We start from the raw sequence: 12,159 nt of genomic DNA, 5'->3' as shown, positions 1-12,159 counted from the left end.
GTGCCCGAAGGCTCATCGCTCAGATCAATCCCTGTTTGCTCGCGGCATAGACGGCCTCGGCACGGCGGGACACCGCAAGTTTGCGCATGATGTTGCTGACGTGAAACTTCACCGTCGTCGCCGAGATGAACAGACGTGTTCCGATCATGTTGTTGGACAGACCCGTTGCCAGTAGCCGGAGCACTTCGAGCTCCCGCTCGGTCAGCCGCTCGATGCTGCTCGGTGTGCCGTTGAGAGAACGAACGACGGCCGACGCGCTCCGGGAATCGAACGCACTCTCACCGCGCGACACCGCGCGGATCGCGCGAACCAACTCGGTGGTGTCGACGTCCTTGACCACATATCCCCGGGCACCGGCATGCACGGCCTCCACCACCAGACGATCGTCGAGGAACGTCGTCAAGACGAGTAGACCGATTCCGTTGTGTGCCTTGGACAACTGCGCACACAGGGCGAGACCCTCGTAATCGGAGCTGGCAGAGAGCTTGAGGTCCATCAGCACGATGTCGGGTGTGACCTGAGCGACGACGGCCAACCCCTCCTCTCGGGTCGACGCCTCCCCCACGATCGTCAGATCCGATTCACGCTCGAGTACCGAACGCAGCCCGTCGCGCAGGATCGCGTGGTCGTCGACCAGGACGATCCGAACCCTGGGCGGCGCCGCCTGAGGCGAACCGTCTCGTACCGCTGTGACGCTCATGCTGTGCCCTTCGTGGAATTCGGGTCGAGCGGTATACGCACTGCCACTCGCACGCCCCCGGTGCGGGCACGGCGGATCTCGAAGACCCCGCCGTGTTCGCGGGCGCGCGCCGCCATGTTCGCCAACCCGCGGTGGCGGCCGTCGACGTCGGTGGACTCGGCCATGTGCAGCATCATGCGCAAGTGCGCCGGATCGCCGTCACCGTCATCGGCAATCGACAGCTGTACCTGATCGAGCGAATAGCTCAATCGAAGAATGGCCCGGGATGCATGTCCGTGCACTGCAGTGTTGAACAACGCCTCTCCGGCGATGCGGAGCAAAGCATGCTCGCATTCGCTGCTCAACTCGACGGGAGTTCCCTCCACCCGCAGCGAGACCTGCAACTCGTCGGGCATGTGGACCACCGAAAGCTGTTCGAGCATTTCGGGAAGCGACGTTCGGTCGGCGTCCTGAGGGTGATTGAGCGCGTAGATCGCCGACCGCAGCTGATCCACTGCCCGACGCGTCAGATCCTTGGCCAGATCCAGCCTGTCACTGCGCTCGTCGGCCGAGATGTCGCTGCGACAGACCTCGATCTGCATACCGGCCGACAACACGGCCTGGGTCACGCTGTCGTGCAGTTCGCGCGCGATGCGATGCCGTTCATCGTCGAGCACCTGATGCCGATGCGCGGCACCCAATTGTCTTTGCGTCAGCAGGAGTTCGGCATTGCGGGCGGCGAGGTCGGCCGCTGTTCGATTCGCCTCGGCGTAGGCACTCTCGGTGCGCTCGAGGAGTTGTCTTCGGCTCTGGAACAGAGCCGAATTCTGCAGGGCCACCGCAGTTTGGCTGGCCAGGATGCTGAGCACCGCGGCGTCGGTGGCGTCCAGCACACGTTGCTCGCCGGTCCATGCGGCAAAAGCGCCCACGACACCCCCGTCGTATGCGATCGGCACGAAAGCGTGATGGGCGGAGATCACCGGGGTCAGCCCGTCGCCGCACGTCGACTGTCGGATCGACTCGAGGCAGTCGACGACGTCTTCCGGCAACGGTGGCCCTTCGACGTTGTCGACCAGAAACGGTGTGGCGTCGGGTCCGAGTACCAATCTGCGAGGACCGGCGTCGGGGAACGCCCCGTCAGCGAGAGCGAACACGACCCAACGCGCACTCAGATGGGCTCGTGCCGCCTCGGCCACAGCGCACACCAGCGTTTCCGGACCGTCGACCGTGCGCACCAGCGCTCGCGAGATCAGTTCCAGCGCATAGACGACGCGTTCCAAACGTTCTGCCGCGCCGCGATACTGGGGGTAGAACGTGTTCTTGCCCGAACGCAGTCCCGTCAGCAACGAGAGGTCGGGTCCGGTTGTCACAGTGCGGTCCTGAACAGATCGACCATCTCGCGGTGCGTGGCCGAGCGCGGGTTGGTGGACATGCACGCATCGCGTAATGCGTTGGTGGCCAACACATCGAGATCGGACTCGCTGACGCCGATCTCGGCCAGGCCGGCGGGAACACCGACCTGACGAGCGAGGCGGTCCACTCGATCGGCCACGGCCATGGCGGCCTCCTCCGGCCTGGCCCTGCCCTCGGGTAGCCCGAGACTCGTCGCGATGGCCACGTACGGCAATGGATCCTCGGCAGCGTTGAAACGAATGACGTGCGGCAGCAGCACACCGTTGATCACCCCGTGCGGGAGATCGAGCAGCCCGCCCACCTGGTGGCTCATCGCGTGCGTCGCACCGAGTATCGCGTTCGTGAATGCCAGGCCGGCCTCCAGACTCGCCTGCGCCATCGACCCTCGTGCAACCATGTCGGTCGGCTCGTCGATGGTGCGAGCCAACTGTGACATCACCATGGTGATGGCTCGGAGCGCATGATGGTCGGTGAGCTGGTTGTGGCCCAACGACACGAACGCCTCTATCCCGTGCGTCAGAGCATCCAAACCGGTTGCGGCGTTGAGCCATTCGGGCATCGTGGTCAGCAACATCGGGTCGATCACCGTGATGTCCGGTACCAGGGCTCGGCCGAGAATGGTGATCTTCGTCGAGCGTGCGGTATCGGTGACGATGCAGAACTGCGAGACGTCGGCTCCGGTGCCGGATGTCGTGGGCACCATCACCAGAGGCGGGATCGGCCGGGTGGCCCGATCCACCCCCTCGTAGTCGAGGATTCGACCGCCGTTGCCGGCGAGGACGGCAATCCCCTTCGCCGCATCCATCACCGACCCTCCGCCAATCGCCACCAACACGTCGCAGCCGAAGTCCGCGTAGTAACCGTGGCCGGCCTCGATTTCGACGTCCTTGGGATTGGGCGTCAGTGCGCTCCAGACCTGGGGCTCGAGCCCCTGCGCAAGAAGGAGGTCGACGAGCTGCCCGGCCCAGCCACTCTCGATCAAGCCGGCGTCCGTGACGAGCATCGGCCGTACCCCACCGAGACGACGCGTCGCATGCGCGACCTCTCCGAGCGAATCCGGACCGAACACGATCTCGGGCGCATGGAACTTGAGGACACGTGGCGTCTCGGCTCGGCTGCGCCGAGTATCGAGATCGTGCAGCGCCTTGCCGACGTTCGCAGTAGCTGCCTGGTCCACCGTTCACACCCTCGCTGTCCTTCGATCCGAACACGATCCGGACCTGTGATTCAGGTTACAACCTTACGAGCACAGTCGGTCCGTTCCCACCAGCACCGGGCCAGGTTCCTACCTACCCGATCGGGCAGGTACGTGGTGTGATGGGTCGGGTCAGGACAGCGCATGCCCCAGATCGGCGGCGTGCGCCGTCAACTGTTCCCCGTCTCGCGCCACGACCACCTGGTCGCAGAATTGTTCGTACTCCTCCATCGAGCACGCGGCCTGCGCCCAGTAGCGACGAGCTTCGGGAGTGATCCAGGCGATGCGGTGCACCTTGGAGCGAATCTTCTCCAACGCATCGAGTCCGGGCGGCCGTCCGTTGCACCGACCGTCCCCCACGATGATCACCGCGGTGCGCTTGTTCAACACCTCCCCGTGCGAGTCCAGCAGGTCCGCGAAGGTTCTGCCGTAATCGCTGCTCGCTTCGAGGTCCAATCGCGCATCTGCGAGTACTGCAGCCAGAGCACCGTCGCCCGTGCTCCCGAGCAAGGTGGTCGTCACGTCCACCGGAGAATCGACGAAGCCCATCACAGTGCAGCGGTGCGCACGCGAGTGCATCGCCTGGGCAAGTCTGAGCGTGAATGCGGTGATCGGGCGAACGGACAACGAGACGTCCGCCAGCACCAACAATCGAACCTTGTCCGGAACCGGTGTCCTGGTGACCAACCGAAACGGAATGCCGTCCGTGCGCAGGCTCGACCGAACCGTGCGACGCATGTCCAGCGGGCCCCGAGAGTGTTCGCGAGGCCGCGGCCGAGGAGTCCCGCGCATGTGCCGCAACACTTCGTGACTTGCGCGCTCGATCTCGGCATGGCTGTCGATCCCCCGCCCTGCGCCGTCGACCGGCACCGGTGACGACATCGTCCCGGTCAACTCACCCAGAGCTGCGACGAAGGCTTCGACGGCATCGGTGATCCTGTCCAACATCGCCGCGCTCAGCGGCCCGGAATCTCCGCCATCGCCGTACACGCTACTGGGATCGTAGGCATCGAACCATGCCAGGATGCTTGCCGGATCCTCCCAGTTCAGTTGCCCTGCAACCGCTCCGCTCGTGCTCGACGCCAACTCCCCTGCCGCCGTCGAACCGGAACGCTCCAGATCGACGGTGTAGGTCACGCCCCGTCGACCCATGTCGCCATCGGTATCGATGGACAGATCGTGATCCTCCGACGACAGACTGATGTCGTCGTCGTCCTTGTGTGGGTTGAAGCCCTTGTCGGCCTCAGGGGCGTCGAGCAGATCTCCGATCTCGACGGCACGCTCGTTGTATTCGGCGTACTTCGCCGCCTCCTGGTCGGCTCCCACGTCGAGATCGGTCGGGAGGCCACCCGCCACCTGCGCGCCTACCGGCGAAGTGTGTTCGTGGACAACAGTGTTCGAGCCGACTGCGAACAGCGAGTCGAACGCGAGATCGAATCCCTGCTGTTCGTGATCGTACTTCGCGCACGTGGCGCGTAACGCCGCGCGGAGAACCGTCAGGTCACGTGCCCCCAGGAGCCCGAGCACGCGTCGGACTTCGATGACCTCGGCCGGCGACGCCGCCACTCCGAACCGCCGCAGCGTCCGGCCGAACACTGCCGACAGCACGTCGAGTACCACCGACGGAGCGAACGGCTCGACCGCAGTCATCGTCGAATCCCGATGCCGCCCTTGTCCCGTCCACCATGACCCCGGAACGCCGTCGCGGTCGTGTTGACGACGGCTCCGAGAGATGTTGCTGCAGAGGCTGTCTCCGTCGCCGGGCCTGCCATCGCGATCTTCATGTCCGAGGAGTATTTGACCAGCGCGGCGAGCAGATACTTGCGGGTGTCCTCCGTATGGCCGAGGACCGACGCGATACGAGCCGCGTCGATGACCTCCGAGATCGATGGGCTCTTGCGCAGCGGCAGCGCCCGCAGTTCGGTTGCCAGCGCCACGATGTCGGCTGCGACCCGATCGGGTACCTCCGGAGCGCGGGCGGTGACGATCTCACGTTCCCGTTCGGCGGAGGGGTAGTCGAGATGAAAGTGGAGGCAGCGGCGTTTGAGGGCGGAGGACAGCTCACGAGTGTCGTTGGAGGTCAGAATGACCCACGGATCACTTCGTGCGGTGAAGGTGCCCACCTCGGGAATGGTCACCTGCTTCTCGGCGAGCACCTCGAGCAGCAGCGCCTCCATGGATTCCTCGGTGCGGTCGACCTCGTCGACCAGAAGAACCACCGGCTCCTCGGACAGGATCGATTCCAGCAGCGGACGCACCGAGAGGAACGGCTCGGAATACAGGCCGAAGTCCTTGGCGGCAAGCATTTTCGAGGCGTCGTCGATGTCGGTGACATGCTGCGTCAGCGCACCGATGTGTTCACGCAGCATCTGCACGTGCAGAAGTTGTTTGGCGTAATCCCACTCGTACAGGGCTCGGTTGTCGTCGAGGCCCTCGTAGCACTGCAAGCGCACCAGCTTGCGGCCGCTCGCCGCAGCAAGCGATTTGGCGAGCTCGGTCTTTCCGACACCCGCGGGTCCCTCGAGCAGAAGGGGGCGATCGAGCGCTGTCGCGAGATGCACCACGGTGGCGAGATCGTCGTCGGCGATGTAGTCCTGCTCGGCGAGCGCCCTCCGCAGATCGGCAGCGTCGGTGAATCGAACGGTGTCGGTGTCGTCGCTACGCACTGTCGACAGCGTGGTCATGTGTTTCCCTTCGGACGGCGGCTGCGCCGCATGTGAGCGGAACTTCGTACCCTGCTACGAAGTTCCACTCACATGGGTGGCGGTTAGTACGACTCGTTGATCGCGTGCGAGACGACCGGAATCATCGACTCGACGGTGACCTCGCGGGGGTTACCCGGGGTGCACCAGTCTTCCTGGATGTGCTCGGAGATCTTGAGTACCGACTTCTCGTCACCCTTGATCACGTCGCCCTTACCGGCGTACTTGCCGGTGTTCATCCGGTTCTTGTCGTACGTCGCGGAACGGATCGACCCGAAGTTGTCGGGAATGCCGACGTCCTTCGCGAGCCGGATGGCGGCTTCGACTGCCGCGTCGGCCGCCTGGACGGTGGTCATGTTCTTCGTGTCGACGCCCATGGCCACGGCGATCTCCGCATAGCGCTCGTAGCGCGAAGGCAGGTTGTACTCCCACACGCGCGGCAGAGCGATGGCGTTGTTGAGGCCGTGAGCACTGTCGTAGAACGCACTGATCGCGTGGGAAATCGAGTGGATGACACCGAGTCCGCCGGAGTTGAACGCCTGCGTGGCAATGTACTGGGCGTTCATCATGCCCTCGCGAGCCTTCAGGTTGCCCGGGTCGTAGACGGCCTCGCGAAGGTGCTTGGACACCAGGCCGATCGAGTAGATCGCGTTGCCCAGCGACGGCGCGAAATCGAGACGCGACACGTACGGCTCGGCACCGTGTGCCAGAACGTCGAAGCCACAGAACGCGGTCCATTGCTGGGGGCAGGTGTAGTAGAGCAGCGGATCGTCCAGTGCCAGAGTCGGTGTCGACGCCTCGTCGAAGGCGAGCCACTTGTGCGGCTTCTCCATGTCCGAGGTGTCGGTGATGACGTACGCCCAGGACGTCTCGGAACCCGTTCCGGCGGTGGTCGATACGGCGATATGCGGTGGGTTCTGCTTGTTCGTGGACTTGGAGAATCCCTCGAACTCGTTGATGTTGCGGCCGTCGTGGGCAACGACGACGCGGATGCCCTTGGCCGCGTCGTGGCTGGAGCCGCCACCGACGGAGATGACGCTGTCGCACTTCTCCTTCTGGTAGAGCGCGGCACCGTCCATGACGTTGTAGTCCTTGGGGTTCGACTCGACCTTGTCGTAGAGAACCACCTCGACGCCCTGGTATTCGATCTTGCCGATCAGTTCCTCGATGATCCCGGATCCGCGCAGTCCGGTGGTGACGAGCAGGGCACGCTTGAATCCGAGTTCCTTCGCCTCGACGCCGATCATGTCGTGAGCGCCGACCCCCAGCTTGGCGCGGGGCAGCGGGTGAAACTCCTTGATGGGGAATTCCCAGATCTGATTGAGCTCGATTGCCATCGGTGTCTCCTCGGTGAGTGTGGTCAGGAAACGCCTGGGGTGTGTGATCGGCGTCTCACTGATGACCACCATGGCCGCACCGAGAGGAGATCGGAACACCTGCAGGGCAGAACCGTTCCAACACCGCTGCCGGACTATCCGATTGGGCAGTACATGGTGCCCGTCCTCGGGAGGGGAGATCGAGGAGTGATTGCTGCGCTATCGATTTCGTCGCTGCACAACCGAGAACCCGACGACCGAGATCAGTGCAAGAGCTATGACGAACGCCCCGTACACCTCGACCGTGGTGCTCAATCCGAGCCGATGCACGGCGAGACCGGCGATCACCGCAGGCAGGCTGAAGGCGAGGTAGCTGATGACGAATGTCGTGGCGAACACGCCACCTCGCTCCGCAGCGGGGACCAACGAACCGAGCGTGCGCATCGCACCGAGAAACGTTGCTCCCCAGCCCGATCCTGCGACGACAGCGCCGACGAAATACAGCGCGACCGAGCCGATTTCGACCGACACCAAGGTCAGCGCGACGCCGCTTGCGAGCACCGACGCGCCGATCATCATCACCGTGCGAGGAAGCCCGTTGCGCACGACGACAGCTGCTACCGAGCCCGAGGCGAACAGCGAGAAGATCTCCAGGCCGCCCACGATGTGGTTGTCGATACCGAAGACGGTGCCGATGATCGACGGGCCCAGCGAGAGGTGGAACCCGCCGAGCGACCAGGTCGCGAACAGGGCAGGAGCAATGACCACGAACGGTGCCCGCACCGACTTCGGCAGCGAGGCTCGCGGCAGCAGGGTCGACGCCAGGTGACGCCGGGAATCGAAGCCGCGCATCGCCGACGTCTCCGGCACGAACAGCAGGGCCACGGCCAGTACTGCCGCGGCGGCGATCAACAGGGCGAACACGAGAATTTCGGGTGCCGGCGCCAACTGCACCAACAACCCGGCCCCGATTGCGCCTGCCGCCAGACCGAAGGAGGGGGCGACGCTGTTGAGCAGCGGGCCGGTCGACACGGTGGGCTGCAGATCGATGATGGCCGCACTCATGGCACCCGTCGCCGCGCCTGCGGCGATCCCCTGAACGACGCGAGCAGCGATCAATACCGGAACACTGTCGGCCACGATGAACAACACCAGACTGACGATCAGCAGCAGCAGGGACGCGACCAGGATCGGTTTGCGTCCGATGTGGTCCGACAGACTTCCCACCGTGAGCAGAGTCAGCAGCAGCGCCAGCGCATAGACGGCGAAAACGACCGTGAGGGTGATCGCGCTGAACCCCCACGACTGCTGGTACACCGGGTACAGCGGCGACGGTGCAGCCGAGGACGCCATGAGCACGATGAAGGCGACGCCGACCACCCAGAAGGCATACCGATGCGGAATCCGCGCCGCTGCTCTGCCCTGTACGTCCCGCGTGTCGACACCGACCATGTGCTCATTCCCTCCACCGCAACGACCGTTACCTCAGTGAAAGACAACGCACGAACCCACCGGGCATTCCCCGGCGGCGCGGAACTACCGGGCCCGCGCACCGTCGAGTAGCACCGTCGCCTCGCGGTAACGATGTGCACTCTCCGGCAGTACGCCTTCGATGCCGCTCAGCCACACCGAGACCGATCCGGTGCCGGCCCGCGCCGAACCGACCTCGTCCGCGCGCCGCACCGTCTGATTGGCCACGGCCGCCGCGCTGTCGAACATCGTCACGCCGTTCGGCAGACGCGCGACGATCTCGTTCAGCACCAACGGGTAGTGGGTGCACCCCAACACGATGGACTCGACGTCGTCGGGAGTGGCGGCCACCGCAGCGTCGATGGCCGCACGTATTCCGGTCGAGTCTCCGCGATCGATCGAATCGGCCAGGCCGTGGCAGGCCACGCTGGTCACCGTCCGACGAGAGGCGAATTCGTCGATCAACCGGGCCTGGTACGCACTTGCCGTCGTGGCCGCCGTCGCCCAGATCGCGATCCGATCACTGACAGCCGCTGCGGGTTTGATCGCCGGGACCGTCCCCACCACGGGGATGGAATCACCGAGCGCAGCCCGCACCTGGCTCAACGCCGTCACACTGGCCGTGTTGCACGGCAACACCACGACCTCGGCACCGAGTTCGACGGCATGCCGAGCGGTACCGACCACCCGCTCGACCACCCACGCATCCGGCTTCGGACCCCACGGCGCGTTGTCGGGATCCATCATCAGCACCAGATCGAGCTCGGGACGCGACTCACGCAGGCGAGCAGCCGTCGGGAGCATTCCCAACCCCGAGTCGATCAGTGCAACGATCATGCCAGTGCTTGCTCGACGTCGCCCACCAGATCGGCACCGTCCTCGATACCGACGGACAGACGCACCAGGTCGTCCGGGACCTCGAGCAGCGAACCGGCAGTCGACGCGTGCGTCATCGCGCCGGGGTGCTCGATGAGCGACTCGACGCCGCCCAAAGACTCTGCGAGAGTGAAGATCTCGGTCTTCGCGCAGAAATCGAGAGCGGCCTGCTTGCCGCCGGCCAGCCGCACGGAGACCATGCCGCCGAACCGTCGCATCTGCTTCGCGGCCACCGCGTGAGACGGGTGCGACTCGAGGCCGGGGTAGATGACCTGCGAGATGGCCGGGTGCCCGTCGAGGAATTCGACGATCTTCTCCGCGTTGTCGCTGTGCCGTTCCATCCGCAACGCGAGGGTCTTGATGCCGCGCAAGGTCAGGAATGCGTCGAACGGTCCGGGAACGCCCCCGGCACCGTTCTGCAGGAACGCGAACGCGGTATCGAGCTCTTCGCTGTCGGTCACCAGAGCGCCGCCGACGACGTCGGAGTGACCACCGATGTACTTGGTCGTCGAGTGCAGCACCACGTCGGCACCGAGGGACAACGGCTGCTGCAGGTAGGGAGACGCGAACGTGTTGTCGACGACCAGCTTGGCCCCGCCCTCGTGCGCGACGCCCGCGAGCGCCTCGATGTCACCGACGTTGAGCAACGGGTTGGTGGGCGTCTCGACCCACACCAGCTTGGTGTTCGGACGCATCGCGGCGCGGACCTCGTCGACGTTCGAGACCGCGGCCACGGAGTACTCGATGCCCCACTGGGTGAAGACCTTGTCGATCAATCGGTACGTGCCGCCGTAGGCGTCGTTGGGAATGACGAGGTGGTCACCGGGACGCAGCGCCGACCGCAGCATGCAGTCGGTAGCGGCCATGCCCGACGAGAAAGCGCGACCGTAGGTACCGGATTCGATGGCTGCGAGGTTGGCCTCGAGCGGCCGACGCGTCGGGTTGCCGGTGCGCGCGTACTCGAATCCGCTACGCATTCCGCCGACCCCGTCTTGCGCGAAGGTGGAGCTGGCGTAGATCGGCACGTTGACCGCGCCGGTCAGTGGATCGGGCTCGTAACCCGCGTGGACCGCCTTCGTGGAAAAGCCCTGCCAGGAGGTGTTGTCTGCCTTGCTGCGCTGCTCACTCATGGCCTCCACACTAATCGGCCTGCGTCGCCCGGCAGGGGCGTGGGTAACCTGCGAAGACAACCCCCAGCGGAAAGAGGCACCGTGGCCAACTCCCAGAGCGTCGACGAACTGTTCGCGATCGATTCCCTCCTCGACGACGAAGAACGTCAGATCCGGGACACCGTCCGCAAGTTCGGCAACGAACGCATCCGACCACACATCGCCGACTGGTTCGACGAGGGCACCGTTCCCGCGCGTGAACTCGCCAAGGAGCTGGGCTCGCTCGGCCTGCTCGGCATGCACCTCGAGGGCTACGGCTGCGCCGGAACATCGGCGACGGCGTACGGGTTGGCCTGCCTCGAACTCGAAGCCATCGATTCCGGCATCCGCTCACTGGTCTCGGTGCAGGGCTCGCTGGCGATGTTCGCGATCTGGAAGTACGGGTCCGAGGAACAGAAGCAGCAGTGGCTTCCGGGGATGGCCGAGGGTTCGCTCATCGGCTGCTTCGGTCTCACCGAGGCCGACTTCGGGTCCAACCCCGGCGGCATGCTCACCCGCGCCAAGCGCGACGGTGACGACTGGATTCTCAACGGCAGCAAGATGTGGATCACCAACGGTCCGGTCGCCGACGTCGCCGTCGTGTGGGCTCAAACCGACGACAAGGTCAGGGGTTTCGTCGTCCCCACGGACACCCCCGGATTCACCGCGAACACGGTGAAGAAGAAGCTGTCTCTGCGCGCGTCGATCACGGGCGAGTTGGTGTTCGACGACGTCCGGCTTCCTGCCGACGCGATGCTGCCCGAGGCCCGCGGCCTGAGCGGACCGTTGAGCTGCCTCAACGAGGCCCGTTTCGGCATCGTGTTCGGCGCGATGGGGGCGGCTCGGGACTGCATCGAGTCGGCCGTCGAGTACTCCAAGACCCGCGCGGTGTTCGACAAGCCGCTGGCCGGATACCAGCTCACCCAGGCCAAGCTCGCGAACATGGCGCTCGAACTCGGCAAGGGTCAACTGCTCGCGCTGCATCTGGGCCGGCTGAAGGACAAGGGAGAGCTACCGGGCGAGCGAGTGTCGCTCGGCAAGCTCAACAACGTGCGCGAGGCCATCAAGATCGCTCGTGAATGCCGAACGATCTTGGCCGCCAACGGAATCACGCTGGAATACCCCGTACTCCGGCATGCCAACAACCTCGAATCCGTCCTCACCTACGAGGGCACATCCGAGGTCCATCAACTCGTGATCGGGCAGGCGCTGACGGGCTCCAGCGCTTTCCGATAGACGGTATGGAGGTCTTGGCTGGGGCCCCTCCGCATGTAAGCGTGGGTTGCCGACAGGAGTGGGTCCTGGCCGGTAGAGCCACAGATGTGGGAGGCCCCAGTGAAGAATCATCGTACGAGTGTTG

10 protein-coding genes are annotated in these 12,159 nt (G+C 64.9%); 1 reads left to right on the top strand and 9 read right to left on the bottom strand.

All coding sequences use genetic code 11. The features are described 5' to 3' along the window. Positions 1 to 19: 19 nt before the first annotated feature. The 9 genes from J1M81_RS23895 to J1M81_RS23855 all read right to left on the bottom strand — a co-directional run bounded on the left by J1M81_RS23895 (position 20) and on the right by J1M81_RS23855 (position 10,781). On the bottom strand, positions 20 to 700 hold the full coding sequence (locus J1M81_RS23895) for a response regulator transcription factor (protein WP_032365661.1): 681 nt from the start codon (positions 698 to 700) through the stop codon (positions 20 to 22). Then, on the bottom strand, positions 697 to 2,049 hold the full coding sequence (locus J1M81_RS23890) for a histidine kinase (protein ID WP_167329303.1): 1,353 nt from the start codon (positions 2,047 to 2,049) through the stop codon (positions 697 to 699). Before J1M81_RS23890 ends, J1M81_RS23895 begins: the two co-directional genes overlap by 4 nt. Then, complete coding sequence (locus J1M81_RS23885) at positions 2,046 to 3,233, bottom strand: iron-containing alcohol dehydrogenase (RefSeq protein WP_027496264.1); 1,188 nt, start codon at positions 3,231 to 3,233, stop codon at positions 2,046 to 2,048. The genes J1M81_RS23890 and J1M81_RS23885 overlap by 4 nt, the downstream gene beginning before the upstream one ends. 186 nt (positions 3,234 to 3,419) lie before the next feature. Continuing rightward, on the bottom strand, positions 3,420 to 4,937 hold the full coding sequence (locus J1M81_RS23880; protein WP_206498981.1) for a VWA domain-containing protein: 1,518 nt from the start codon (positions 4,935 to 4,937) through the stop codon (positions 3,420 to 3,422). Beyond that, positions 4,934 to 5,971 (bottom strand): MoxR family ATPase, encoded by a 1,038-nt coding sequence (locus tag J1M81_RS23875; RefSeq protein ID WP_206498980.1) that lies wholly within the window; start codon positions 5,969 to 5,971, stop codon positions 4,934 to 4,936. The genes J1M81_RS23880 and J1M81_RS23875 overlap by 4 nt, the downstream gene beginning before the upstream one ends. An 83-nt stretch (positions 5,972 to 6,054) precedes the next feature. After that, positions 6,055 to 7,326, bottom strand: coding sequence for an NDMA-dependent methanol dehydrogenase (mdo, locus tag J1M81_RS23870; protein ID WP_027496261.1), 1,272 nt, complete (start codon positions 7,324 to 7,326; stop codon positions 6,055 to 6,057). 198 nt (positions 7,327 to 7,524) lie between these two features. After that, the gene (locus J1M81_RS23865; protein WP_032365665.1) at positions 7,525 to 8,757 is read right to left on the bottom strand and encodes an MFS transporter; all 1,233 of its coding nucleotides are present in this window, start codon (positions 8,755 to 8,757) and stop codon (positions 7,525 to 7,527) included. 84 nt (positions 8,758 to 8,841) lie between these two features. Then, the gene (locus J1M81_RS23860; protein ID WP_032400167.1) at positions 8,842 to 9,612 is read right to left on the bottom strand and encodes a glutamate racemase; all 771 of its coding nucleotides are present in this window, start codon (positions 9,610 to 9,612) and stop codon (positions 8,842 to 8,844) included. Then, the gene (locus J1M81_RS23855; protein ID WP_032365667.1) at positions 9,609 to 10,781 is read right to left on the bottom strand and encodes a cystathionine gamma-synthase; all 1,173 of its coding nucleotides are present in this window, start codon (positions 10,779 to 10,781) and stop codon (positions 9,609 to 9,611) included. The genes J1M81_RS23860 and J1M81_RS23855 overlap by 4 nt, the downstream gene beginning before the upstream one ends. Before the next feature lie 81 nt (positions 10,782 to 10,862). Here J1M81_RS23855 and J1M81_RS23850 point away from each other — a divergent pair, with 81 nt between their 5' ends. Further along, positions 10,863 to 12,035: an acyl-CoA dehydrogenase family protein gene (locus J1M81_RS23850; protein WP_032388183.1), complete on the top strand. Its 1,173-nt coding sequence runs from the start codon at positions 10,863 to 10,865 to the stop codon at positions 12,033 to 12,035. Positions 12,036 to 12,159 lie beyond the last annotated feature (124 nt).

It is taken from the genome of Rhodococcus sp. KRD175 (assembly GCF_017168275.1).
GTDB lineage: Bacteria > Actinomycetota > Actinomycetes > Mycobacteriales > Mycobacteriaceae > Rhodococcoides > Rhodococcoides fascians.
Note: the sequence above shows the minus strand (reverse complement) of the source record. Positions and strands in the feature narration are given on the sequence as shown.